Here is a 25,722-nt window from a genome sequence, read left to right as displayed (position 1 = left end):
GACTCCTGCCATCTCCAGGAAGCTCTTTCATGAATGCCAATCTCCAACGCCAGGGCCACTACGCGCTGGCCGCCGTCTGCCTGTCCGCCCTGATGCTGGGGCTGGAAATCTCCAGCGTGCCGCCCATCCTGCCCACGCTGGAGCAGGCCATGCAGGCCAGCTTCAGCCAGTTGCAATGGGTCATGGCCGGCTACACCATCGCCATGACGGCCATCCTGATGGCCGTAGGCACGCTGGCCGACCGCTATGGCCGCAGGCGCATCTTCCATATCGGCATCGTCGCCTTCGGCCTCACCTCGCTGGCCTGCGGGCTGGCCACCAGCGCGCCGGTGCTCATCGCCGCGCGCTTTCTCCAGGGCCTGAGCGGCGCGCTGATGCTGATCTGCATGCTGGCCATCCTGTCCCACCAGTTCCGTGATGACCGCCAGAGGGCCACGGCCTTTGCCTGGTGGGGCGTGGTGTTCGGCGTGGGCCTGGGATTCGGCCCCATCGTTGGTGGCGCCATCCTGGCGCTGGCAAGCTGGCCGTGGGTGTTCCTGATCCATGGCGCGCTGGCTGCCGTCACCCTGGGCCTGAGCCTGGCCGGTGTGCAGGAGTCGCGCGATCCGGGCGCGGGCCACCTGGACATCGCCGGCATGGTCACGTTGTCCACAGCGGTGTTCTGTCTGGTGCTGTTCGTGATCCAGGGTCCGGTGCTGGGCTTTGACAGCGCGCCGGCCCTGTCCATCCTCGGCCTGTCCCTGGCCGGTTTTGCGGGATTCTTGCTGGCGGAAATGCGCAGCCCCCGGCCCATGGTCGAATTCTCGGTCTTCCGGGTGCGCAGCTTCTCGGGCGCCCTGCTGGGGTCCATGGGCATGAACTTCAGCTTCTGGCCCTTCATCGTCTACCTGCCCATCTACTTCCATGCGGTGCTCGGCTACGACAGCGTGCAGACCGGCCTTGCCCTGCTCGCCTACACCCTGCCCACCCTGCTGGCCCCGCCGCTGGCAGAGCGCCTGTCGCTGCGCTACCAGCCGGGGCTGGTGATTCCCGCGGGCATGGCCACCATCGGCCTGGGCTTTGCGCTGATGTGGGCCGGCAGCCAGGCGGCGCCGCATGCGGGCCTGCTGCTCGCGGGCTGCGCGGTCGCGGGCCTGGGGCTGGGCCTGACCAATACGCCGGTGTCCAACACCAGCACGGCCTCGGTCCCTGTCGAGAGGGCCGGTATGGCCTCCGGCGCCGACATGAGCGCACGCATGACTTCGCTGGCCTTCAACATTGCCTTGATGGGCTTTCTTCTGATTGAAGGCGTGATGTCCGCGTTGCGTGGCGGCCTGGATGGTGCCACGCAGGGCCTGCGTCCGTTCGCGGAGAAGATCGCCTCAGGCGACCTCCTGGCCGTTGAAGGCCATGCTGCCCTGCTGTCTGGCGTGGAGCGGCCTCAGGAATTCGTGCAGTCGGCCCTGGCCAACGGCTTTGCCTGGGTCATGGCCTACGGCGCTGCCAGCGCCCTGCTGCTGGCAGTGGCCAGTCTGCTCGTCTTCGCGCCGGGCCGAAAGGTGGCGCGTCGCGTGCCGGCCACCTGCCAGACTTGCGGCGGCAAGGTTTGAGGGACTGGCGCAGGGCCGTGCCGCTCAGCCCTTCCTGGCGCGCCTGCGCCGCCACAGCGCGCGCAGCACCCAGCCCAGCGGCAGCACCACCAGCACCAGCCAGGGCAGCACGGCCGCCACGAAGGTGATCAGCGCGGCCATGCTCTCGCCCAGCACATGGCCGGCATCGCGCAGCGCGCGGCCTATGGGGCTGTAGCTGGTGCCGCCCTGCACCAGGGCGCGGGTGGGCGTGAACTGGATCCGTATGTGCTGCTTGCTGGTCTGCTGCTCCAGCACCTTGCGCTGGGCGGCCATGGCGTCCAGCTCGGCCTGCGTGTCCGACAGCGTGCGCTGTATCTCCAGCAGGTCGGACATGGTGCGCTTGGTCGTGGTGTCGCGCAGCATCAGGCGCAGGCTGTCGCGGAATTCGGTACGGTTCCTGATGCGCGCCTCCACGTCGATCACCTCGGCCGTCTTGTCCTCGCTGAGGGTGTTCTGCGACACGATGCTGGCCACGCCGGCCAGCGTGCCCAGCAGCCGCTGCACATCGGCCGGCGCCACGCGCATCTCCAGCATGGCGTTGCCGGGCTGCTGGGGCGTCTCGCGCAGAAGGGATGCCGACAGCAGCTCGCAGCGCAGCGTGGCACACAGGTCGCGCACCTGGCCCCAGGCATCGGCCAGCTGCGCCTGCGGCACTTCCACGTTCAGCTCCTGGCGCACGGCCAGGAAGCGCTGGGCCATCTCGTCCTGCGCCGATGTCTCTGGTGCGGCTGCTGCCGCATCCTCGGCCTGCACGGCGGCGGCGCGGCCTTGCTTCATGCCGGCGCCGCCCGCCATGGGCGCGGGGACGGGCGCAGATTCCATGGCGGCTGTGTCATGCCGCTGGTTGCAGCCCGCAAGGGCCAGCGTGGCAGCCAGTGCCAGCACGGCCGGCAAGGCCATGCGGGAAGACAGAATGGAAGGCCGGGGATGCGTCATGAATTTCCTCTTGAAAACAGGCAGGAACAGGCCGCTGCCAGGGATCAGGGCTCAGGGCTTGCCGCCGGGGCCGAACATGGTGTCCACCTCGGACTGCAGCTCGAAGATGTCGGACACGGTGTAGAGCCAGTCGCCCTTTTGCAGATGGCCGGGGTCCGGCGGCGTCTCCACGCAGGCCTTGACCAGGGTGAACTGGCCGGCCGGGTCGGGCAGGAACTTCAGGCCCGATATGGAAAACCGCGCCACCCGCCCCACGCCATCGTTGTAGCGCCGACCCCGGGCGCGCACGTCGGCCAGTTCCGCCATCTGCGGCACATGGTCGAACACCGCGTCGTAGAACTCCACGATGGGGCTCTGGTTGGTCCTGGCGCAGCCGTGCACGTACAGGGCGTGGAAGCGCCCGTCCAGCTCCATGGCCACCACATCGGCCGCGCGGTAGAAGGTCAGGCTGTCGGGCAGGCCCGGCGAGCGTTTGGGCGGCGCGGGCGGCGTGTCCAGGAAGTCCTGGCGGATCTGCGCCGACTTGCGAAAGAAATCATCGCTGAGCGCCACCTCGGCATTGAGCGCATCGATGGCCGTGCGCGCGGCCGCGTTCAGGCCCGCGTCGGCCAGGCCGTTCCTGTGCAGCACGATGGCCAGGGCCAGCGCCGTCTTGTGCCGGTACAGGGCCGTTGCCTTGGCATCGCCGGCCTGCAGCACGCAGCTCCAGCGCCGCAGCAGGGGCGGCAGGGCATGGCCGCCGTAGTTGGCCGCGATAGCGGCATCGTGCCGGCCCAGCGCAAACGTGCGCGCCATCACGCGCGCCACGTCTTCCTCCAGGGTCTGCACCAGGGTGTCGGCAGCCAGCTTGGCCAGCGCCTGGGTATGGGTCATGGCCATGGCGTCACTGGCTCCAGTTCGATGGCAGGTTCCTGAAATCCGGCAGGCCATGGCCGCCGGTGCTGCGTTGTTCGTTGCGGTGCTCGATGCAGTGTTCGATGCAGTATTCGATGCTCAAGTCAAAGGCTTGCATGGGTCTGTCGCAGGCGCTTTCGCGCCGGGGCCGTTGGAACGCCGGCCAGTGTGCCCCAAGCCGGGCCGCTGGCGGGGTGTGGGCGCCATCGGGTCTGTATCGATCCGCTACCGGCGCGGGCTGCCGCCCTGACGTCTTGCCGTCACATGAAGCGGCAAGACTCGTCATTTGCTTTTCATGCGGTTCATGCGGGTCATGTCAAAAAGGGGGCGCCGCCAGCCCCGGGGAGATGCACGATGTTCTGGGACAAGAAGCTCAGGCGCTGGGCCGAGGCCGTGCGTGCGCGGGCCGACCTGCCGGCGCGGCTGGTGCTGTGGAATGGCGAGCAGTTCGACTTCGGCCGCTTCGAGCAGCCGCGCGTCACGCTCACCGTGCGCAGCGCCTCGGCCCTGCCGCTGCTGCTGGACCCCAGCCTGGACCACCTGGGCCAGGCCTATGTGAAGGGCCAGATCGACATCGACGGCCGCCTGCCCGACATCATCGACTTCGGCTATGCGCTGGCTCGCCGCATGTCCAAGACCCAGGGCGCGGGCAAGGGGCCGGGGCGGCTGGCGCTTGCGGCGCGCGCGGCCAGGCGCTTTCGGCACAGCCGCAGCACGGACCGCGAATCCATCCAGTACCACTACGACGTTTCCGATGACTTCTACCGCCTCTGGCTGGACGAGGGCATGGTCTATTCCTGCGCCTACTTCGAGAACGGCGACGAGGACCTGGCCACCGCCCAGCGCAAGAAGCTGGACCACATCCTCACCAAGATCCGCCTGCAGCCCGGCCAGCGCCTGCTGGACATCGGCTGCGGCTGGGGCGCCCTGGTGCTGCGCGCGGCCCAGCACTTTGGCGCGCATTGCGTGGGCGTGACGCTGTCGCGCAACCAGTTCGAAGCGGCCACCGAACGGGTGCGCGCCGCAGGCCTGGCCGACCGCATCGAGATCCGCCTGCAGGACTACCGCGACGTGCAGGGGCGCTTCGACCGCATCACCAGCGTCGGCATGTTCGAGCATGTGGGCCGCCGCAACCTGCCCATGTACTTTGCGCACATGCGCGAGCTGCTGGCCGATGACGGGCTGGCGCTGAACCACGGCATCACCTCCACCGATGCGGACGTGGGCGCCACGGCCCTGGGCGGCGGTGCGTTCATCGACCGCTATGTGTTTCCCGATGGCGAGCTGCCGCACCTGAGTCTGGCGCTGGAGGCCATGCAGCGTGGGGGGCTGGAGGTGCTGGATGTGGAGGGGTTGCGGCGGCATTACGTGCGCACGTTGCAGTTGTGGCTGGAGCGGTTTGAGGCGAATGCTGTGCAGATACGGGGGCTGGTGGAGGAGGAGAGGTTTCGGATTTGGAGGGTGTATCTGGCGGGGTGTGCCTATGCGTTTGAACACGATGACGTGTCTATCTTTCAGGTTGTTTGTCGGAGGGCGGGGCAGGGGGCTGCTTCGTTGCCTTGGTCGCGGAGGTATATGTACGAGCGGGAGCTGTCCTGATGTCTTGGGACACGGGCGGTGTGTAGCTTGTTCTTGACCCTGCCGGGGGGTGTTTTTTCGAGGCCGGGTCTCGGCCCGGCGGCCGACCCGCTTTCTTGTCTCGCCAAGAAACCGGGCCAAAGAAGGCGACCCGAATGCCCGCGACCCTCCGCTTCGCTGCGGGCAACCTGCGTCGTGGCGCTTGCGGGGTTTGCCGCAGAACTCGCTGCGCGCTTCGCGCTCCGCTCAGACAACTGAGGCAAGTCAGATCACGAAGCAAGCCTGTCCTTCGGCAGGCTTGCAACCCCGCAAGCGCCACGACGCAGGCGCGGGCATACGGGAGGGGTAGCGGAGCGGACTGCCGGGGGCAGGGGCAGGCAGCATTTGGGCGCGATTGTTCTGTTTTTCTGGATGATCCATCCCGGCTGCGCCGGTTTATCGCGCGGGGCGGGCTGCCTAAGCTGGGTGCTTCATCCAAGCACAAGGAGCGTTTCCATGGCAGACCATTCCATTCGCGGCAAGGTGGCGCTGATTGCAGGCGGCGCCAAGAATCTGGGCGGGCTGATTGCCCGTGATCTGGCGGGGCACGGCGCGCGGGCCGTGGTGGTGCACTACAACAGCGAGTCTTCGCGGGCCGAGGCCGAGACCACGGTGGCCGCAGTGCGTGCGCTGGGCGCAGAGGCCGTGGCGCTGCAGGGCGATCTGACGCGTGCTGGCGCTGTGGAGCGGCTTTTTGCAGAGGCCGTGGACGCCGTTGGCCGGCCGGACATTGCCATCAACACCGTGGGCAAGGTGCTCAAGAAGCCGCTGATGGAGATCAGCGAGGCGGAGTACGACGAGATGGCCGCCGTCAACGGCAAGTCGGCCTTTTTCTTCCTCAAGGAGGCGGGGCGCCATGTCAACGACCACGGCAAGATCGTGACCCTGGTGACCTCGCTGCTGGGCGCGTTCACGCCGTTTTATTCCTCCTACGCGGGCACCAAGGCGCCGGTGGAGCATTTCACGCGGGCGGCGGCCAAGGAGTTCGGGGCGCGGGGCATCTCGGTCACGGCCGTGGGGCCGGGGCCCATGGACACGCCGTTCTTCTACGGCCAGGAAGGCGCGGACGCCGTGGCCTATCACAAGAGCGCGGCGGCGCTGTCGCCGTTCTCGCCCTCGGGGCTGACGCATATCGAAGACGTGGTGCCCTTCATCCGCCACCTGGTCAGCGACGGCTGGTGGATCACCGGGCAGACCATCCTGATCAACGGCGGCTACACCACCAAGTAGGCCAAGTGGAAGGACCGCTGCACGGACTATGCTGCGTCCCATGGACCGACTCGACCGATACCGGATCTTCATGCAGGTGGCCGAGATGGGCAGCTTCATCAAGGCCGCCCATGCGCTGGACCTGCCGCGCGCCACGGTCTCCGCCGCCGTGCAGCAGCTGGAGGAGCAGGTGGGCGCAAGACTCCTGCACCGCACCACGCGCCAAGTCAGCCTGACGGCCGATGGCGCCCAGTTGCTGGAGCGTGTGCGCCCGCTGCTGTCAGAGGCCGAGGATGTGGAGCAGATGTTCCAGGCCCGCACGCGCCAGGCCACGGGCCGGCTGCATGTGGACGTGCCCAGCCGCATCGCGCGCCGCCTGCTGGCACCCGCGCTGCCGGGGCTCATGCGCCGCCACCCGGGCCTGCAACTGGTGCTGGGTTCGTCAGACCGCGCCATCGACCTGGTGCAGGAAGGCGTGGACTGCGCCGTGCGCGTGGGCACCTTGCATGACAGCAGCCTGGTCGTGCGTCCGCTGGGCTGCATTGCCCTCATCAACTGCGCCAGCCCCGCCTACCTGCGCGAGCACGGCCTGCCCGAGCAGCCGCAGGACCTCCTGCACGGCCACTGGAGCGTGGGCTATGCCTCGCCGCGCACGGGGCGGGAACTACCCTGGGAATGGAGTGGAGCGAGCGATGTGGATGGGGTGGATGCGGTAGATGATGGGCCGCAGACCCTGGCCGTGCCCAGCCGCGTGGTCACCAACAACGCAGAAAGCTATATCGCCTGCTGCCGCGCCGGCCTGGGGCTGATCCAGATCCCGCGCTATGACGTGCAGCACCTGCTGGACACGGGCGAGCTGGTGGAGGTGCTGCCCGCCCACCGCGCAGCGCCCATGCCCGTGGCGCTGCTGTACCCGCACCGCCGCCAGCGCTCGCGCCGGCTGGCGGTTTTCATCGACTGGTTCGAGGCGCTGATGCGGCCGAACCTGGAGCCGTAGGCGCAGCCCCGGCGGTCCCAGTCACCGCAGCCGCCCCGGCCGCAGGCTGGGGCTGGGCCCCGTCGTCGTCATGAATGGGCCGGTAGCCGGGCCCGAAGGACACGTCCCCCAGCCGCCAGCCCTCGCGCCGGCGAAACGCCCCCCAGAACCGCTTGAGCGTATGCCACTGCATGGCCACCAGCCCGCGCTCGTTGTCGGCATCCACCTCGGGGTCGCTCACGCCCGTGGGGCGCACGGGCTCGTCGGTGTACAGCGCCGTGCCAAACAGCATGTCCCACCAGGGCAGCACCTGCCCAAAATTGCAGTTGTGGCGCGTGGGCCGCTCAGGGTCGCGCAGCATGTGGTGGTGGCGGTGGAACAGAGGGCCCACCAGCACGCGCTCACCCACGCGGCCCAGCCAGCCCAGGCGCAGCCGCACATTGGCGTGCGAGAAGTTCTGCACCAGTTCGCTGAGCAGCCCCAGCAGCGCAAACTCCGAAGGCTCCACCCCCATCGCCAGCCCCACCGTGGCCAGGATGAAGGACTGCAGCATGCCGTCCAGGTAATGGCTGCGGTCATTGCTCCAGCAGCTCATCTGCCGTTGGCTGTGGTGCATGCTGTGCATGGCCCACCACCAGGGAATCACATGCTGGGCGCGGTGCATCCAGTAATACACCAGGTCGTAGACCACGTAGTACACCAGGAACAGCGCCACCGGATGGTCCGCAAACCACGGCACCCAGTGCTTGAGCCCCGTCGCCTCCTCGGCCGCCGGCCCGCCGCCCAGCATGCTGGCAAACGGCATCAGCACCAGAAAACTGAACAGCGGAAACAGCCCCAGCAGCATCAGCAGCGTGTAGTTGCGGTCCACCGTCGTCAGCCGCCGGTCGCTCCAGCGCTCGGCCGGAAACAGGCTCTCCAGCGGCCGCATCACCCCCGCGATCAGGAACAGTTGCAGCCCGGCAATCAGCACCGCCTCGGCAATCTCGCGCGGATCACCGGCCGCCTGGGCGATGTCCAGCCAGTGAACGGTGGGGGTTACGGCGTGGGTGGCGAGCCAGGTGATGGCTGCCTGCCACAGCTCGGTCAGTGGGGTCATGTCTTGTGCCTGCAAGAAGGGCCGGGGGAGGGCTGGGGGTTGCGGGCGGGATTATGGGGTGGGGGTGTGGAGGGAGTGTGTGGAGGGCTTGGGTCACGGCCCAACCCGTGCGCGCCTCACTGAGCGGATTTTTGTATAGCAGCTAAGTTATGGTTTTTCCAGATATTTGCTGTACAGCAAATATCTGGAAAAAGGCAAACATGCTGCCCGTTGGTGCCAGTCGGAACTCCTGCAGCGAATGACGCTGCCCAGCTTGAAATAGTCCTGCCCGCTAGTGAGTACAGCGACCACGCCACGCTCGTTGTACGCATCCACCTAGCAGTCGCCCACGCCCGTGGTGCGCATGGGTTCATTGGTGTACAGGGACGGGCCGAACCGCGTGCCCCAACAGCATCAGCAGCGTGTAGTTGTGGTCCACCGTAGTCAGGCGCATGTACCCCAGCGCTTGGCCGGAATCAGGCTCTCCAGTGGTCGCATCACGCCCGCAATCAGCAACAACTGCAGCGCGGCAATCGGTACCGCCTCGGCAATCACGCGGGTCCCCGGCCACCTGCGCGATGCCCAGCCAGTGCACGGTGGGGGTCACGGCGTGGGTGGCAAGCCAGGTGATGGCTGACTGCCACAGCTCGGTCAGTGGGGTCATGTCTTGTGCCTGCAAGAAGGGCCGGGGGCGTGGAGTGAGTGTGTGGGGTGGTTGTTACTAGCATTTGCAGCGTGCAGGGCTGCGAAAGCTACATCACATACAGCCGCACGCATTGGATCGTTGTAGTAATAGACCTGTACGCCCACAAATTGGTGGGCTGGGCGATGGCTTCCAGCATGCATGCATAGTACCGTGTGGCAATGGGCCATTGCACAGCGCCAAGCTACGCTTTAAAGCGAGTAAATTGCTGCCTATGGCGAAAAACGGCAACGTATGAATCTATTGATGCGCCCGAAGAAAATTGACCAACTCAATATTCAGATATTTGTCTAAGCGAAAACTTTGAAAGGCACTTGAAAGCACTCCGGTGAGCGCTCCATTCCTAGCAATGTGAGGGGTGCAGAAAAAGATTCGAGCCACTTTGGCCGTCGCTAGACCAAACTTCGTGTAACTAAAAATTCTACCAAGCTGCGAATAAGTCTTTAACGACAACTAGATGGCTACGAATCAATGCTGAAATTTTGGGTAATAAGATTTCGTGGATCGATAGTATGTTCAATATAAGGTCTATCGTGTATTTCTCCCGAAATTTACCTCCTTGGGGGATGGCCTTGGATACCAGCTATGTATTTTATGCGGATTGGCAGTATAAAAAGGCTCAGTAACGAGTTTTTCAATATTTCCCAAATCAAACTGGATCATATTTTTCTCAAATTCTTCCAAGAAATTTCCGAACTTTCGCTTTGGATCATCAGGCATAATAACGTGATCTGCCATAATCATAACAATTGCAGAGAATATGTCCATTTGTGGCGTTGGAATCCTTATGGTCCGAATTTCCTTGAATTCTGGGTAATTTCCGGTCGTAATATCCTTTTTTAGCGAAATATATCTTTCTCCCGCTGTTACTTTGGGTTGGGCATGAAAAACTGGATGGTTGAATTTTTTACCATCACAGTCAAAATCATAATGAAATCCAGTTATGGGTATCAAATCTTTTAAAGGTTCAGAGGCCTTCGTCTGTCTATAGTAACCAATCTCGGTTCCGTAATGTGTCAGGTGAGCCTTTCCTTTTTTAATAGTCCCAGATAACCTCGCTGTTATAAAAACGTTTTCAGTGGCATTTTTAGATGACCCAGGACGCTGTGGCAAGCCCTGAAAACTTGCCATCACATAGCAGTCATAGTCGTCCTTTTGATCGTATATGAGAACGCCACTAAATAACGTTTGCAAGCCAAGTTCTTTGAGTAGTGCGCGAACCATTGTGTCAAATGACGGCAGATACGCGCGCAATGAGGAGATGAAACTCTTTGCCAATTTAAATTCCCATCATATGAGCAACAGTATCGTATATATTTTGATCTATTCTACTTAAATGCGCGCCCTGAGGAATCCAGCCTAAGTTACCAACAGATGCTTCTAAAGAGATCGGTTCCTTCTGCACGATGCAATAATATCCCGCCGGTGATTCTTTAGTCGAAATGCAAACACTTGGCGAAGCTTCAATTTCCTTCTTTTTTAAGAAAATCAGTCCATCATCTGAATCGGAATCTATAAGAAGCTGCTCCAGGTCAGTGCGCCACCAGTAATTGTCATAACCAGAAAATGGGCCCTGATATTTTGCAGATTCAAAGTGTTTTGAATTTTGTTTAAAGTCCGCTGTGGCAAGGTTCAAGTATGATGCCGTAGCTTTTTCATTCAAAATGAGACCTGGGAAAGGTAGAATGTAATTGCTTAACCAGCAACCCAAAATAAACGGTAAACGTGCGTCCAAGTCATGTGTAGCGGAATTTTTGGTGCCTTGATTCTGCGCAATATGATAAATGGTATCGCTTGCCAAGCTAGGTCCACTCGCGTACAAAGCTAGGGCATTGGCTAATCCCGGTTTTCCTAGTATTTCTGCAAGAATCGCTGCGGGACCTTGCTTTTTAACTTCGTCCTCTACTAATTCAAAACCTCGCTGTATATTCGCAAAGCCATCTGCCAGAGAAATTATATTTTTTGCGACCAGTTGCTCTCTGCCAGTCGCCATATCGAGGGCAATTGTGAAGGATTTTGTTTGTCCATAGATCCCACGTAGACTCTGGCCGGTTGTTTTTTTGCTCGGTGCACGATGATATGTACACACCGGAGTAGCAGATTGCCTGCATGCATCTGCAATTGCACTCTCCGAGATACGGGCATGCCCATAGCCTGATAAATCATGGTCCGCCACCACAATTGCTATGTCATGTTGTTTACTAAAAAATCTGAACCAAACGTCTTCGTCTGCATTTGACTCAAAGCTATTTTCATCGATATTTTCTTTGTACCGATGTAAAACGTCTTCAGTATTCCATGGTTCTATTATATAGTTATCCTTTATCAATGGATTCAAAGCGCGGCGCAAGTCTTCTTGCATTTCCATCTTGTCGTCAATAAGGATTATCTTTTTCATATTAATTAAGAGGTAATTCTACGCGGAAGCATGTATTCAAGCCTGCAGGCGGTTCAACAAGCTCGATGGTACCTTTTCGAGCCAGAACGACTTTACGCACAAGGGGAAGACCAAGGCCCATACCAGATCCAAGTGGGTTGTTTCCCGATGATGTCGTCGTATACAGTGGATCCCAAATCCTACTTTCGATTTCTGGAGCGATACCAGGTCCATTATCTATAACCTGAAGAATATTTTTTCCTTTCTCGTTCCATGATTGAATGATAATAATTTTTTCTTTTTGTGCTGAATTCAAAAGAACTTTTAATGCATTGGTGTAAAGGTTGTGAATAATCCCCTGGTACATCGCGGCCGGAATTAAGGGGGCGACTAAAGATTTATCTATATTGGAAATGTCTACCTGAATATCTCGTTCATGTTGAAATTTATCAAATGTTGAGACAACGTGTTGTACAGTTGAGCGTACTTTGTAAGGCTTAACTTCAGTCAGCTGCAAATTAGAGATGAATAGCTTTGTGTAATCAATGTAGCCCGTGAAATACTTGATAGAGTTCTCTATTGTTATCACCTCGTCTTTGAGAGATGCATCCCTTTTTGACAAAGTACGGATTACGTTTGCCGCTTTCTCTAAGTGCATGAGCGCAGCTTGGAATTCATGCGTCATGAAGCCGGCAACGACCCCTAGTAAACTCATTGTTTCCAAGCCTTCGCGCGAAGTACGATCATATTCATCAAGATTTTTTATATCATCTTTTACGCGTGAGTAGTGCGTGATAATACGATCTTTGTCTTCTTTGTTTAAAGTTGCAGAACTCCGTATTTCCTTAATTACACTATCAATTTCTGTGGCTCGCTGTTTATATCGGGCATTCCTTGCCTTTTCTTCTTCTTCTAATTGAATTTTTTTGTCAAAATGCGCAATCAACTCCACTGCGAAACGGGATAAATCGCGTAGCTGTGTAAAACCTGCATTAGCGATAAATCCCTGGCGATCCATATTGGGGCTTAAGGCCTCATCGCTAGCATTGACTAGGGACAAGCTATCCAGAAAAATGGCACCAACTGTCTGGTAATTAGATGGCAGTCCCACCATGGGGTTGCGCTTGGGTTGAGCCGCATCCTGAGGGTCCATTGGAAAGAACTGCTTGGTCAGGGTTGAGCGCCATTTACGAGAATTATGTGCTGTATCGTGATTAAGTTGCAGCCAATCATCATCATTGGTGCCATATGGCTTTATATGAAAGCCGTGATCGTATACTTTTACACCATTATTTGATCGTACCCAATCCCAAGCGGCGGGTGCTCTGAAATCATTATTTCGCTGGAATACGCCGGCCCTTTTGGGGAAGTACCGCACATCAATGTATACATTTGAGCCTATTCGGTTTTCCATCGTATAGGTCTCTCTGAATACTTCCCCTCTTAGTGAATGAGAAACCACTACATCAAATTCGTCCCCTTTAAAGTCAATACTGGTTCGTGCAACGTTATTTGCAAGTACAACAGTAGAAAGAGAAATTAAATCCTCGTCCTCTTGAGAGGTATCTTCAAATAGAACATTAAAACCAGGATCGTTTGAGCCATCTAGGCTAAAGCGATCTTTGACATGCTGAGGTGCGTCATCGAGAAATGCATAAACAGGCGAGGCAATTCCCAGAACTCCGCTTTTTACGTTGTAAAGAGTTTTTTTCTCGATTTCGACTCGGAGATTTTGGATCTCAAGAGTTGTCCCCTCGGCCTCGGTGGTAGGCTCCAATAGATATGGGATTTTTAAATCCAGAATATTTACATCTTTGTCTAATAGCGCCCAGTCGAATGTGGCAGTTAATTTTTCAAGATTTCCTTCAGGGTTTTTTGCTACCGATTTTAGAATTAATAGTTTTCCCAAAAAACGAACAGCAAATCTTCCAACACCTTTTGAACCTGTTAGCTTTCTCTTAAATAAGGTGGAAGTTGGGGTATTTTCTTTATTGCCTGTGGCAATTCGCATCCACTTTGTCTTGAAATCATGGAAACTCATTCCGTTTCCATTGTCTTGTATGACTAGTTTTTTGTCGGATAGCGTAATTGTGCATTCCGACGCATCTGCGTCATATGCGTTTTTAATCAATTCTGTTAGGGCAACCTCGACATTGCTGACGAGACGCTCGCCAAGCTCTCTAAGAACTCGGCTTTCAATTGTAAATTGAACGAATGGAGATTTGGATGAGGCTGATTTTTCCATTATTTCTCCGATGAAATTTCATTGATAATATCCGCTACAATTTTATTCATTTGTCCAACCTCAATTTTACGAAGCCTACCAGAATGGGCAACTACACGAGCACCATAATCAATTGCTATCAATTTTTTGCGTAAAACAGATCGATTTTTGGGTTTGACTTTATGAATTCCCTGAATCGATCCTACTGCAATCGCTTTTACGGTATTCATCAGAAATTTTGGTGCTGGACCAACGAATGCAGATGAGTAAATAATATCTGCGGGTTGATGCGGTCTTGCCTTCCACCACGTATCACGCTGGTTGCAGGTATAGTTATCTCTTTTTTCTTTTGGGATCGAGTCAAGATATGCCATCAGTTGGGGTGACGGCGGTTCCCAAGTCTTTAACAACCAGCAGCGCATACCTTTATTGACATACAATCGATCAAATTGATGGTCTGTCAATGACGTGATATCGTCCTTCCAATGTCTCATTGTAGTAATACAAGGGACAACATCAATGCCTTTTAACAAACGATGGTGGATCCTTTCTCCCTCTGTCAGACAAAAAATATGCTGACCACCTGGACTAAGCCCACGCTGTGCAAAATTTTCCTCTGTTCGTGGAGAGTAAGCAAATAATTCAAAATCTCCAGAAGCAAACTTTTTTTCGTTTATTTTAAAGTTTGAGTCAATTGAGTAATATGACCACTTGCTATTACGCTTTGATTTATCGATGATTGTCAAAGATGCAGTAGTCATTACATTTTGAAATATTTCTTCGGTAAACCTGTAGGCGCTAACTTCCCAATTGTTTTTCTTGATGTATTCACGCAAATCTCTGGCTGCGGGTCTCGATACCCATTCAAATGGTATAACAAGAGCAACCATGCCATCAGCTTTGGTGCTTATTATTGCTTTCGCCAAAAATAACAAAAAAGCATTAGAACGCCGATCTAGGCGAAATCCCAACTCTGAGTCTAGTAGTCGGCAAACGTGCTCATACCAACATTTGTCGATGTCGTGATGACGCACAAATGGGGGATTCCCAATGCAGAGGTCGAATCCCGTTTCTACTGAACTTAACGCACACTCCTGCTTAATGATTGCATTGTTTGGTAAATTTCCTATTGGCAGACGAGAAGCGTCTATTTCGTAGCCAACATAGCTTTTATAGTCTCCACCCGAAGAAAATCTGCCATCACCAGCGCCAAAGTCGACTACGCGATCGAACTGCTTGCCAAGTGCTTTTAACATACTCCAAACATGTTTAATCACGGAGTGAGGCGTATCGACCTGACATTTGTTTAGATAAGAAGTCGAATCTGGCATCGGTGTTATTGCAGCAGGTAAAAAGGCAACATCTTCTTGATTTTTTAAAATACGCATTCAAAAATTATATCCATGGCTTAATAGATGGCTTTGAAGTTATTCATAAGCTTTCTTAAATTTTACACCAAATAAGGCATCTGAATACCTCCTGCAATGTGGGAGCGGAAAGCACTATTAAATTCAAGTTAACTTAGTTGTCCTTATTGACATAACAACAGCTGTCAATGCCACTGATGGACGAAGCATCAAGGTTTTTTCAAACGGCGGCGAGCAAATTTTTTCTTGTAGTCCTTTGGGAGAATTCCAACCTCCTTGTCAATGCGCGCGCTCTGTTTATCGTGGTTCCTGATGTGTACACCTTCACTACGGGTCGCCACCAGTCTCTTCAGCTCTGTAATGGCTATGGTAACAAACTGATTCGTGTGCGTGGTTGTAACCATGTTACGTCGTTGTGGAGCACATCGTTCGAGAAGGTGCCAGGCCACAGTCGTACTTGAACATCCCATGAAATAGTCCTTGAGTCCCTGTGAATCGCTCCTTGTTTTGCGGAAGCTGATCTTCTGCTGCTCCCAACCCTTCTCATTCTTTCCCATCACCTCAGCCGCGCAGCACCCCGCCCTTGCGCAATCTTGAGCGCGATGACCAAGGCCGGGCTGTGCTCCCCACACTCTCCCTTGCCCAGATGAGAGTGTTTGATATCTGCGAGGTTGGCCGATGGCGGCTAGCTCTTGAAGCAGATTGCGCCATAGGCCATGAGTTAAAGAAAACGTGGCCCAGCGTGCCTTGCGAACCAAGAATTGTGAGCCATGACTCACTCACACCCAGGTTCGGTGGAGCAACCAACCTTCGCCACCACTCCCCAACCCAACCTCGAAGACCTGGCCATCGACGCCGTCCTGCACCTGGGCGCTGCCCTGGACGTCCTGGACCTGCACGCCCGCCACAACATCACAGCCATCAACTGCGTCTGCCGCGACCTGCTGCGCATCTACTACGCCAAGGCCGATCAGGCGCAGTCGCTGGAGCCGCAGGACAAGGAGCTGCTGGGCCTGCTGCACGACACGGCGGTGGATTTAGGCTATGCCGTCGAGGTGGTGGACCATCTGAATGGCGACGAGGCCGACGACCCCATCCTCTATGCCGTGAGCTATCTGCTCAAGGCGGCCAAGCGGTTTGCGGATGAGGGTGTTGCTGTGGCGCTTGCTGTGAAGGAGTAGGGCGCAGGGCTGCCGCCTGCGTTGCAGGGGCCGGGCTTCAGGGGCAGGGTTTGAGGTGCGCGGCCGTGGCCTGTTCGGTGAGCGGGTCTTCGGCCAGGGCCTGCAGCAGCGCGTCCAGCAGGCCTGGAAAGCGTGCGTCCAGGTCTTCGCGGCGCAGGGAGAGCAGGTTCTCGCGGCCATCGGGGCGCTGCCAGATCACGCCGCTGTCGCGCAGCACGCGCCAGTGGTGGGTCATGGTGGATTTGGACTGGCCTTGCAGCAGCGAGCCGCAGGCGCGCTCATGGCCTGCGGCCAGCGCGCGCACCACGGCCAGGCGCAGGGGGTTGCCCAGGGCGTTGAGCAGGTTTTCCAGGCGTATCTGTTCGCGGTCGGGGTGGTTGGCAAGCATGAATCGTCCAGTCGATGGGGCGCCACTGTGCCATGGAAGCAATGCCGCACGTCGCTGATGCGGCGTGGCGCGGGCAGTTATCTGGCAGACAGGGGCATGGCGTGGTGAAAACATGAATCGTTCTGCAAGAAGTTGCGGAAGATAGTACGATTGTCTTCGTACATTCAAATTGTCATCAACCCTCATTCAACCCCCGCGAGAATCCGAGCCCACGGCAGATCCACGCATCAACGCTTATCAGCACCCAGGAGTCCTTTCATGGCCCGCCATACCCCCATAGAACGCTATCGCAACATTGGTATCTCCGCGCACATCGATGCCGGCAAGACGACCACGACCGAGCGCATCCTGTTCTACACCGGGGTGAGCCACAAGCTGGGCGAGGTGCACGAGGGCGCCGCCATCATGGACTGGATGGAGCAGGAGCAGGAGCGCGGCATCACCATCACCTCGGCGGCCACCACCTGCTTCTGGAAGGGCATGGACGGCCGCTTTGACCAGCACCGCATCAACATCATCGACACCCCGGGCCACGTGGACTTCACCATCGAGGTGGAGCGTTCCATGCGCGTGCTCGACGGCGCCGTCATGGTCTATGACGCCGTGGGCGGCGTGCAGCCGCAGTCCGAGACGGTCTGGCGCCAGGCCAACAAGTACAAGGTGCCGCGCCTGGCCTTCGTCAACAAGATGGACCGCACGGGCGCGGATTTTCTGCGCGTGCGGCAGATGATGGTCGACCGCCTCAAGGCCAACCCCGTGCCCATCGTGCTGCCCATCGGCGCGGAGCAGCAGTTCACCGGCGTGGTGGACCTGCTCAAGATGAAGGCCATCATCTGGGACGAGGCCACGCAGGGCATGAAGTTCGAATACCAGGACATTCCCGCAGCCATGGTGGCAGACGCCAGGAAGTGGCGCGAGTCCATGGTGGAAGCGGCTGCCGAGGCCAGCGAAGACCTGATGAACCGCTACCTGGAAGAGGGCGAGCTGCCCGAGGCCGACATCCTGCGCGGCCTGCGCCTGCGCACCATTGCGGGCGAGATCCAGCCCATGCTGTGCGGCTCGGCCTTCAAGAACAAGGGTGTGCAGCGTCTGCTGGACGCCGTGGTCGAGCTCATGCCTTCCCCGCTGGAAGTGCCGCCCGTGGAAGGCCATGCGGAAGACGGCTCCATCATCGTGCGCCATGCCGATGACAGCGAGAAGTTCTCTGCCCTGGCCTTCAAGCTGATGACCGACCCCTTCGTGGGCCAGCTCACCTTTGTGCGCGTCTACTCGGGCGTGCTCAACAAGGGCGACAGCGTGCTCAACTCCGTCAAGGACAAGAAGGAGCGCATTGGCCGCATCGTGCAGATGCATGCCAATGAACGCCTGGAGGTCGATGAAATCCACGCCGGCGACATTGCCGCCTGCGTGGGCCTGAAGGACGTGACCACGGGCGAGACCCTGTGCGACCCGTCCGCGCCCATCGTGCTGGAGAAGATGGTCTTCCCCGAGCCCGTGATCGCCCAGGCCGTGGAGCCCAAGTCCAAGGCCGACCAGGAAAAAATGGGCATTGCCCTGTCGCGCCTGGCCGCCGAAGACCCGTCCTTCCGCGTGCGTACCGACGAGGAATCGGGCCAGACCATCATCGCCGGCATGGGCGAGCTGCACCTGGAAATCATCGTGGACCGCATGAAGCGCGAGTTCAACGTGGAAGCCAACGTGGGCAAGCCCCAGGTGGCCTACCGCGAGACCATCCGCAAGAAAGTCACCGACGTGGACGGCAAGTTCGTGCGCCAGTCCGGCGGCAAGGGCCAGTACGGCCACGTGGTCTTCACGGTGGAGCCGCAGGAGCCCGGCAAGGGCTTCGAGTTCGTCGACGCCATCAAGGGCGGCGTGGTGCCGCGCGAGTACATCCCTGCGGTGGAAAAGGGCGTGGTCGAGGCGCTGACCAGTGGCGTGCTGGCCGGCTACCCCGTGGTGGACGTCAAGGTCACGCTGACCTTCGGCTCGTACCACGACGTGGACTCCAACGAAATGGCCTTCAAGATGGCGGCCATCTTCGGTTTCAAGGAAGCTGCCCGCAAGGCCAGCCCCGTCATCCTCGAACCCATGATGGCCGTGGAAGTCGAGACGCCTGAGGACTACGCCGGCACCGTCATGGGCGACCTGTCCTCGCGGCGCGGCATGGTGCAGGGCATGGACGACATGGCCGGCGGTGGCAAGTCCATCAAGGCCGAAGTGCCGCTGTCCGAAATGTTCGGCTACGCCACCTCCCTGCGCTCGCAAACGCAAGGCCGTGCCACCTACTCCATGGAGTTCAAGCACTACGCCGAAGCACCGCGCAACGTGGCCGAGGCGGTGATCAACGCGCGGGTCAAGTAAAAGAGTCTGCGCCACAGGCCAGGCCGTGAGGCCATGGCCGTGGCCCTCACTCCTCCCGTATGCCCACGCCTGCGTCGGGCCGCCTGCGGGGTTGCAGTCCTGCCGAAGGACAGGACTGCTTCGTGATCTGACTCGCCGTGATTGTCTGAACGTAGCGCGCAGCGCGAAGTGAGTTTCACGGCGAACCCCGCAGGCGGCCCGGCGCAGGTTGCCCGCAGCGAAGCGAAGGGACGTGGACATTCGGGTCGCCTTCTTTGATCTGCCCTTTCTTGGCGAATCAAGAAAGGGCAGTCGGCCGCCGGGCCGAGACCCGGCCTCGAAAAACAACCCCCCGGCAGGGTCAAAAACAAAGTACCCAAATCCAAAGGCCCAATGAAAAACAGCCCCCTAGAAGGAGCTGTTTTCACGAGAGACAGGAGAAGCCGAAATCAGGCCTCAGGCTGCTGCTCAGATTCAGCAGCCTCAGCCTCAGCAGCCGGAGCCGCCTCACCCGAATCCGCCAAAGCCTGCCGCACACCCGCCTTCTCACCAGCCGAAGCAAACTTGCTGTACTTGCCAACGATGCCGACCAGGGCGCCATAGATGCGCGGATTGCCCGCCAAGCATTCCTTCTGCTCCAGGAAATCAGCCTCGCCCGTGAAGTTGCCGACCAGGCCACCGGCCTCGGTCACCAGCAGGCTGCCGGCGGCCACGTCCCAGATCTGCAGGCCGCTTTCGAAGAAGCCGTCGGCAAAGCCGGCTGCCACGTAGGCCAGGTCCAGCGCGGCGGCGCCGGGGCGGCGCACGCCTGCGGTTTCCTGCATCACGTCGCCCAGCATGTTCATGTACTGCTTGAAGTTGTCGCCACGGCGGAAGGGGAAGCCGGTGGAGATCAGGCTGTCCTTGAGCTGGATGCGCTTGGACACGCGGATGCGGCGGTCATTCAGGTAGGCGCCGCGGCCGCGCGTGGCCGTGAACAGGTCGTTGCGCGAGGGGTCGTACACCACGGCGTGCTCCACCTTGCCCTTGAAGGACAGGGCAATGCTCACGCAGTACACGGGGAAGCCGTGGATGAAGTTGGTGGTGCCGTCCAGCGGATCGATGATCCAGACGTAGTCGGAGTTCTTGGCGCCGAACTCGTTGCCCGATTCCTCGGCCAGGATGCCGTGGCCCGGGTAGGCGCCCAGCAAGGTTTCGATGATGGCCTGCTCGGCCGCCTTGTCCACCTCGGTCACAAAGTCGTTGACCTGCTTTTGTGCGACACGCACGGATTCCACGTCAAGAGCCGCGCGGTTGATGATGGCGCCGGCGGCGCGTGCGGCCTTGATGGCCACGTTGAGCATGGGATGCAGGTTGGTCGACATAGATTGTGAGGCGTTGGCGGAGCAGCGGCTGTGCAAGGAGAGGACGGTCCTCTCTGGCAAAAGCAGGCTGTTTGACGCGGGTAAGAACGGAAAAAGCCGCGTCCGGCGATGCGGGGCGGCGACAATAGCGCGCAATTTTACCCGCCTTGTCCGTTTTGTGCTGCGCAACCTGTCCCGTCTTGGGGGCTCTGCCGGCGCCGGCAGGCCAGCGACGCCATGAAAACCCGATTCGTACTGATAGAAACCAGCCACGCCGGCAATGTGGGCGCCGCCGCCCGCGCCCTGAAGACCATGGGCTTTGACGACCTGGTGCTGGTGCGCCCGCGCTGGCCCAACGTGCTGCGCAAGGAAGAGACCATCCAGCGGGCCAGCGGCGCGCTGGACGTGCTGGGCAATGCGCGCGTGGTCGAGACGCTGGAGGAGGCGCTGGACGGCATCAGCCACCTGTGCGCCACGGCCATGACGCCGCGCGACTTCGGCCCGCCCACGCGCACGCCGCGCCAGCATTTCGAGCTGCTGCTCAGCGGGGCGCTGGATGTGCTGGATGCGCCGGCTGCGCCCGATGTGCCCGATGTGCCCGATGTGCCCGATGAAGCGGCGGCGCCGGCCGATGCATCCGTGTCCGCACCGGCTCCCGCGCCGCGCTGCAACCAGTCGGGCGTGGCCTTCCTGTTCGGCTGCGAGCGCTTCGGCATGAGCAACGACGATGTCTACCGCAGCGATGTGGCGCTGTCGATTCCGTCCAATCCGCAGTTCGGTTCGCTGAACCTGGGGGCAGCCATCCAGGTCGTGGCCTATGAATGGCGCCAGGCGCTGGGCGGCTTTCCCGTGGTGGAGCACACGCCCGCGCCGCAGCGCGCCGACGCGGCCCAGGTGGCCGGCATGCTGGGCCATTGGGAGCAGGCGCTGGCCCACATCGGCTTTCTGGATCCGGCCGCGCCCAAGAAGCTCATGCCGCGCCTCAACCAGCTTTTCAACCGCTCGCAACTGACCGCCGAGGAAATCCACATCCTGCGCGGTGTTGCGAAGGCGATGCTGCAGAGCACTCCAGCGAAACGCTAGACTGAGCGGTCTTGTCAACAATAACCAGCTCCTAGATGCTTGACCGCCTGCGCTCCGATATCCAGTGCATCCTCGACCGCGACCCTGCGGCACGCAGCACCTGGGAGGTCATCACCTGTTATCCGGGTCTGCATGCGATCTGGCTGCAGCGCCCGGCGCACTGGTGCTGGAACCATGGCCTCAAGTGGCTGGGGCGCTTCATCTCGCACATCGGCCGCTGGCTCACGGGCATCGAGATCCACCCAGGCGCCGTCATCGGCGAGCGCGTGTTCATCGACCACGGCATGGGCGTCGTCATCGGCGAGACGGCCGTGGTCGGCGACGGCTGCACCATCTACCACGGCGTGACCCTGGGCGGCACCTCGCTGTACAAGGGTGCCAAGCGCCATCCCACGCTGGGCCGCGATGTGGTGGTCAGCGCGGGCGCCAAGGTGCTGGGCGGCTTCGAGGTGGGCGACGGCGCCAAGATCGGCAGCAATGCCGTGGTCATCAAGCCCGTGCCCGCAGGCGCCACGGCCGTGGGCATTCCGGCACGCATCATCGCCAGCAAGAACGGCCACAGCGCCGACGTGACCGAGCACGACCTGGCATCGGCCAAGGCCGAGTCCATCAAGGTCCCGGCCTCTGCCGCGCCCCAGCCGTTCACGGCCTACGGCATCACCCAGGAAATGGACCCCGTGGCCCAGGCCATGCGCGGCCTGAGCGATGGCGCGGCCGCGCATGAGCAGCAGATCGCGCTGCTATGGGAGGCTATTGCCAAGCTCTCGGCCGGCAGCAAGGTGGGCGACTGCGTGCCCTGCGAGTCCGAGCGCCCGCAGGCGTTCCAGAAGGACAAGATCGACCAGATCATGGGCAAGTAGGCCTGCAGAAGATCACCAAAGATCCCCCAAGAAGACCGGAGACTCCGACCAGCATGAACGTTGAACAGGCCTTGCATGCGCGCCGCTCCGTGCGCGCCTTCCTGCCCCAGTCGCCCGATGCGGCGCTGGTGCGCTCCCTGATGGAACAGTCGGCACAAGCGGCCTCGGGCGGCAATCTGCAGCCCTGGCGCGTGCTGGCGCTGACGGGCGAGCCGCTGCAGCAGCTGCTCACCGCCGTTGCCGAGGCCGAGCCCCAGGACGCCCAGCCCGGACTGTCCTACCCGCCCAACCTTTGGGAGCCCTACCGCAGCCGGCGCTTTGCCAATGGCGAGGAGCTGTACCAGTCGCTGGGCATTCCGCGCGACGACAAGCCCGCGCGGCTGGAGCAACTGGCGCGCAACGGCCAGTTCTTCGGCGCGCCCGTGGGCCTGATCGTGGCGGTGGACGAGCGCATGGGCCTGCCGCAGTGGGTGGACCTGGGCATCTACCTGCAGTCCTTCATGCTGCTGGCCTGCGCCAATGGCCTGGCGACCTGCGCCCAGGGCTTCTGGCGCCGCTACAACGAAGCCGTGACCCAGGCGCTGGCGCTGCCCGAGGGCTACCACGTGGCCTTCGGCATTGCGCTGGGCTACGAGGACAAGGAAGCCCCCATCAACGGCTGGCGCGCCACGCGCGCTCCGATGGCCGAATGGGCACAGATGCGCGGCTTCGACTGAGCAGGGCTTTCAAGGCCCCTGGGCAAACCCGCAGGGCAAGGGCGCCTTGCCATCCCCTATACTGCGCTCTGCTCCGGGGTGTGCTGATGCACTGAGATGCCAACCGGTCCATGCGCTGCATGGGCCAGGCGGCGAACCCGACGAACTTGATCCGGTTGATACCGGCGGAAGAAGAGCGGGACCCTGAAGCGGGGCCGAAGTCAGAGGATGGAAGTCCGCCACGGCGGATACAGGTACAGGCCGCACAGGCCCCATCCAACGCACATCGGCCCTTGCCACCCAAGGCTGCTCGTGCGCCTTGGCGTGCGTGGCAAGCAGGGGCCAAGGCCATACGGCCCTGGCAGGCCCACACTGGCATAGCCCGGTGCGCGGCCTTTGGCACAGCCCAAGGAGTGTCCGGTTCCCGGAGCGTTGTTGATCGACGCTTTGAACGCAAGGAACCCGACATGAACGCTCCCGATTCCATCTTCACCCCCGCAGCCGGCGAAGCTCCAGACGCACAGCGTTTTTCCGACCTGCTGGCGCAGTCGCGCAAGCCGTTCCCGGCCTCCACCAAGAGCTATCTGCAAGGCAGCCTGCATGCCGGCCTGAGCGTGCCCGTGCGCGATATCCAGCTGACCAATGGCGAGCAGGTCAGCGTCTATGACACCTCGGGCCCCTACACCGACCCGGCCGTGGCCATCGACGTGCGCAGCGGCCTGCCGGGCGTGCGCAATGCCTGGATCGAGTCGCGCGGCGACAGCGAGTACTACGCCGGCCGCCTGCGCCAGGCCCTGGACGACGGCGGCAAGCGCGGCGAGGAAGACGAGCGCGTGGCCCGCCTGCGGGCCGAGGCCGCATCGCTGCAGCGCCAGCCGCGCCGCGCCAAGAGCGGCGGAAACGTCACCCAGATGCACTACGCGCGCAAGGGCATCATCACGCCCGAGATGGAATACGTGGCCCTGCGCGAGAACGGCCGCCGCGAATGGATGGCCGAGTACCAGCAGGACGCCGCGCGCGAGGCGCGCCTGGCCGGCAACGGCCTGGGCGCCGCCATCCCCAAGATCATCACGCCCGAGTTCGTGCGCGACGAAGTGGCGCGCGGCCGCGCCATCATCCCGGCCAACATCAACCACCCCGAGATCGAGCCCATGGCCATCGGGCGCAACTTCAAGGTCAAGATCAACGCCAACATCGGCAACTCGGCCGTCACCTCCAGCATCGAGGAAGAGGTCGAGAAGCTGGTCTGGGCCATCCGCTGGGGCGCGGACAACGTGATGGACCTGTCCACGGGCAAGAACATCCACACCACGCGCGACTGGATCATCCGCAACTCGCCCGTGCCCATCGGCACCGTGCCCATCTACCAGGCGCTGGAGAAAGTGGGCGGCATCGCCGAGGACCTGACCTGGCCCATCTTCCGCGACACGCTGATCGAGCAGGCCGAGCAGGGCGTGGACTACTTCACCATCCATGCCGGCGTGCGCCTGGCCTACATCCACCTCACGGCCCAGCGCCGCACGGGCATCGTCTCGCGCGGCGGCTCCATCATGGCCAAGTGGTGCATGGCCCACCACCGCGAGAGCTTCCTGTACGAGCACTTCGAGGACATCTGCGACATCATGAAGCAGTACGACGTCAGCTTCTCGCTGGGCGACGGCCTGCGCCCCGGCAGCGCCTCGGACGCCAATGACGAAGCCCAGTTCGCCGAACTGCAGACCCTGGGCGAGCTGACCCAGCTGGCCTGGAAGCACGACGTGCAGACCATGATCGAAGGCCCCGGCCACGTGCCCATGCACATGATCCAGGCCAACATGACCGAGCAGCTCAAGCACTGCCACGAGGCGCCGTTCTACACCCTGGGCCCGCTGACCATCGACATCGCCCCCGGCTACGACCACATCGCCAGCGCCATCGGCGCGGCCATGATCGGCTGGTTCGGCACCGCCATGCTGTGCTACGTCACGCCCAAGGAACACCTGGGCCTGCCCGACCGCGACGACGTCAAGCAGGGCATCATCGCGTACAAGATCGCCGCCCACGCAGCCGACGTCGCCAAGGGCCACCCCGGCGCCCGCGCCCGCGACGACGCGCTGAGCCAGGCGCGCTTCGACTTCCGCTGGCAGGACCAGTTCAACCTGGGCCTGGACCCCGACACCGCCCAGGCCTACCACGACGAAACCCTGCCCAAGGACAGCGCCAAGGTGGCGCACTTCTGCTCCATGTGCGGCCCCAAGTTCTGCTCCATGAAGATCACCCAGGAAGTGCGCGAATTCGCCGCCGCCAAGGGCGTGGCCGAGCAGGAGGGCATTGCCGCCGGAATGCAGGCCAAGGCCGAGGAATTCAACCGCGCGGGCGGCGAGTTCTATATCCCCATCGTGGCGGCCAGCAGCGATACGACGGCGCGTTGAAATCCGCTGATTCCTGATCGGGAACGTGCTATGTAGGCGGATATTTCCCCACGGTCGATCCAATTCTGGATCGCAGCCCTGACACCGCAGACGCTGATGTGCCTGCGGTGTTTTTGCTTTGGGGTTCAAGGCGAGGGGCGCAGCCGTTGATCGAGAGGGCCTGATACGAGAGTTGCCGGCCAAGTCCCTCGCAAGGCTGGATGCCTGCAGAATGCAAATAGTTTATAGCTATTGAAATTGGGTTATCAATTTTTTGATAGAGAACCCATGCCATGAGGCGTCGCACAGGCGACACGTTTTTAGAAACTGCTAGCCAGGCTGCTGCTTGTGCCGTTGCTTCATATTGAAGATAGATGTGGTGCCATGCTTTTTATTGAGGTAACATGAAATGCGGTAAGAGGTGGCGCGACGTATGCGGCATGCCCATGGA

The 25,722-nt window shown here is 60.3% G+C and carries 21 protein-coding genes and 1 riboswitch; of the genes, 10 read left to right on the top strand and 11 right to left on the bottom strand.

Going from position 1 to position 25,722, the window contains the following annotated elements; translation table 11 throughout:
- Positions 1–29 precede the first annotated feature (29 nt).
- The gene (locus tag ACFPFG_RS08715) at positions 30–1,589 is read left to right on the top strand and encodes an MFS transporter (RefSeq protein ID WP_380106083.1); all 1,560 of its coding nucleotides are present in this window, start codon (positions 30–32) and stop codon (positions 1,587–1,589) included.
- 24 nt (positions 1,590–1,613) lie between these two features.
- Here the strand turns inward: ACFPFG_RS08715 and ACFPFG_RS08710 are convergent, their stop codons facing one another.
- The 3 genes from ACFPFG_RS08710 to ACFPFG_RS08700 are packed head-to-tail and all read right to left on the bottom strand — an operon-like array spanning position 1,614 to position 3,558.
- Positions 1,614–2,546, bottom strand: a complete 933-nt coding sequence (locus ACFPFG_RS08710; RefSeq protein ID WP_380106081.1) for a DUF4349 domain-containing protein — start codon at positions 2,544–2,546, stop codon at positions 1,614–1,616.
- 51 nt (positions 2,547–2,597) lie between these two features.
- Positions 2,598–3,425 (bottom strand): hypothetical protein, encoded by an 828-nt coding sequence (locus ACFPFG_RS08705; protein WP_183018802.1) that lies wholly within the window; start codon positions 3,423–3,425, stop codon positions 2,598–2,600.
- Positions 3,426–3,429: 4 nt separating this feature from the next.
- The gene (locus ACFPFG_RS08700) at positions 3,430–3,558 is read right to left on the bottom strand and encodes a hypothetical protein (RefSeq protein ID WP_380106079.1); all 129 of its coding nucleotides are present in this window, start codon (positions 3,556–3,558) and stop codon (positions 3,430–3,432) included.
- 236 nt (positions 3,559–3,794) lie between these two features.
- On the opposite strand from ACFPFG_RS08700, the gene ACFPFG_RS08695 reads away from it, so the two are divergent.
- From ACFPFG_RS08695 to ACFPFG_RS08685, 3 genes are all read left to right on the top strand, one after another.
- Positions 3,795–5,039, top strand: a complete 1,245-nt coding sequence (locus ACFPFG_RS08695; RefSeq protein WP_380106077.1) for a class I SAM-dependent methyltransferase — start codon at positions 3,795–3,797, stop codon at positions 5,037–5,039.
- A gap of 474 nt (positions 5,040–5,513) precedes the next feature.
- Positions 5,514–6,287, top strand: coding sequence for an SDR family oxidoreductase (locus ACFPFG_RS08690; protein WP_012204216.1), 774 nt, complete (start codon positions 5,514–5,516; stop codon positions 6,285–6,287).
- 40 nt (positions 6,288–6,327) lie between these two features.
- A complete protein-coding gene (locus ACFPFG_RS08685) occupies positions 6,328–7,263 on the top strand; it encodes a LysR family transcriptional regulator (RefSeq protein WP_380106075.1) in 936 nt (311 codons plus the stop codon).
- Here the strand turns inward: ACFPFG_RS08685 and ACFPFG_RS08680 are convergent.
- The 6 genes from ACFPFG_RS08680 to ACFPFG_RS08655 form a co-directional block, all read right to left on the bottom strand.
- Positions 7,217–8,341, bottom strand: coding sequence for a sterol desaturase family protein (locus ACFPFG_RS08680; RefSeq protein ID WP_380106073.1), 1,125 nt, complete (start codon positions 8,339–8,341; stop codon positions 7,217–7,219). The two genes, ACFPFG_RS08685 and ACFPFG_RS08680, sit on opposite strands and share 47 nt — an antisense overlap.
- Positions 8,342–8,690: 349 nt before the next feature.
- Positions 8,691–8,984: a hypothetical protein gene (locus ACFPFG_RS08675; protein ID WP_380106071.1), complete on the bottom strand. Its 294-nt coding sequence runs from the start codon at positions 8,982–8,984 to the stop codon at positions 8,691–8,693.
- 567 nt (positions 8,985–9,551) lie between these two features.
- Positions 9,552–10,301: a hypothetical protein gene (locus tag ACFPFG_RS08670; protein ID WP_380106069.1), complete on the bottom strand. Its 750-nt coding sequence runs from the start codon at positions 10,299–10,301 to the stop codon at positions 9,552–9,554.
- Position 10,302: 1 nt separating this feature from the next.
- The gene (locus ACFPFG_RS08665) at positions 10,303–11,421 is read right to left on the bottom strand and encodes a hypothetical protein (RefSeq protein WP_380106067.1); all 1,119 of its coding nucleotides are present in this window, start codon (positions 11,419–11,421) and stop codon (positions 10,303–10,305) included.
- Between the two features lies 1 nt (position 11,422).
- The gene (locus ACFPFG_RS08660; protein ID WP_380106065.1) at positions 11,423–13,645 is read right to left on the bottom strand and encodes a sensor histidine kinase; all 2,223 of its coding nucleotides are present in this window, start codon (positions 13,643–13,645) and stop codon (positions 11,423–11,425) included.
- The gene (locus ACFPFG_RS08655) at positions 13,645–15,012 is read right to left on the bottom strand and encodes an Eco57I restriction-modification methylase domain-containing protein (protein ID WP_380106063.1); all 1,368 of its coding nucleotides are present in this window, start codon (positions 15,010–15,012) and stop codon (positions 13,645–13,647) included. Before ACFPFG_RS08655 ends, ACFPFG_RS08660 begins: the two co-directional genes overlap by 1 nt.
- A gap of 749 nt (positions 15,013–15,761) precedes the next feature.
- Between ACFPFG_RS08655 and ACFPFG_RS08650 the strand changes: the two genes are divergently transcribed.
- Positions 15,762–16,172: a hypothetical protein gene (locus ACFPFG_RS08650; protein ID WP_380106061.1), complete on the top strand. Its 411-nt coding sequence runs from the start codon at positions 15,762–15,764 to the stop codon at positions 16,170–16,172.
- 37 nt (positions 16,173–16,209) lie between these two features.
- Here the strand turns inward: ACFPFG_RS08650 and ACFPFG_RS08645 are convergent, their stop codons facing one another.
- Complete coding sequence (locus ACFPFG_RS08645; RefSeq protein ID WP_012204227.1) at positions 16,210–16,560, bottom strand: ArsR/SmtB family transcription factor; 351 nt, start codon at positions 16,558–16,560, stop codon at positions 16,210–16,212.
- 258 nt (positions 16,561–16,818) lie between these two features.
- On the opposite strand from ACFPFG_RS08645, the gene fusA reads away from it, so the two are divergent.
- A complete protein-coding gene (gene fusA / locus ACFPFG_RS08640) occupies positions 16,819–18,921 on the top strand; it encodes an elongation factor G (RefSeq protein WP_380106059.1) in 2,103 nt (700 codons plus the stop codon).
- 428 nt (positions 18,922–19,349) lie between these two features.
- Here fusA and ACFPFG_RS08635 read toward each other — a convergent pair whose 3' ends face one another.
- Positions 19,350–20,264 (bottom strand): inositol monophosphatase family protein, encoded by a 915-nt coding sequence (locus tag ACFPFG_RS08635; protein ID WP_016453855.1) that lies wholly within the window; start codon positions 20,262–20,264, stop codon positions 19,350–19,352.
- Between the two features lie 216 nt (positions 20,265–20,480).
- Here ACFPFG_RS08635 and ACFPFG_RS08630 point away from each other — a divergent pair, with 216 nt between their 5' ends.
- The 4 genes from ACFPFG_RS08630 to thiC all read left to right on the top strand — a co-directional run bounded on the left by ACFPFG_RS08630 (position 20,481) and on the right by thiC (position 25,292).
- Positions 20,481–21,326: an RNA methyltransferase gene (locus ACFPFG_RS08630; protein ID WP_380106057.1), complete on the top strand. Its 846-nt coding sequence runs from the start codon at positions 20,481–20,483 to the stop codon at positions 21,324–21,326.
- Between the two features lie 35 nt (positions 21,327–21,361).
- A complete protein-coding gene (cysE, locus tag ACFPFG_RS08625; RefSeq protein ID WP_013803521.1) occupies positions 21,362–22,186 on the top strand; it encodes a serine O-acetyltransferase in 825 nt (274 codons plus the stop codon).
- A gap of 53 nt (positions 22,187–22,239) precedes the next feature.
- Positions 22,240–22,902, top strand: coding sequence for a nitroreductase (locus ACFPFG_RS08620; RefSeq protein ID WP_380106054.1), 663 nt, complete (start codon positions 22,240–22,242; stop codon positions 22,900–22,902).
- 64 nt (positions 22,903–22,966) lie between these two features.
- A riboswitch (TPP riboswitch) is annotated at positions 22,967–23,092 on the top strand.
- A gap of 256 nt (positions 23,093–23,348) precedes the next feature.
- Complete coding sequence (gene thiC / locus ACFPFG_RS08615) at positions 23,349–25,292, top strand: phosphomethylpyrimidine synthase ThiC (RefSeq protein WP_034368871.1); 1,944 nt, start codon at positions 23,349–23,351, stop codon at positions 25,290–25,292.
- The last annotated feature ends 430 nt before the right edge of the window (positions 25,293–25,722 follow it).

It is taken from the genome of Delftia deserti (assembly GCF_042653485.1).
Classification (GTDB): domain Bacteria; phylum Pseudomonadota; class Gammaproteobacteria; order Burkholderiales; family Burkholderiaceae_C; genus Comamonas; species Comamonas acidovorans.
Note: the sequence above shows the minus strand (reverse complement) of the source record. Positions and strands in the feature narration are given on the sequence as shown.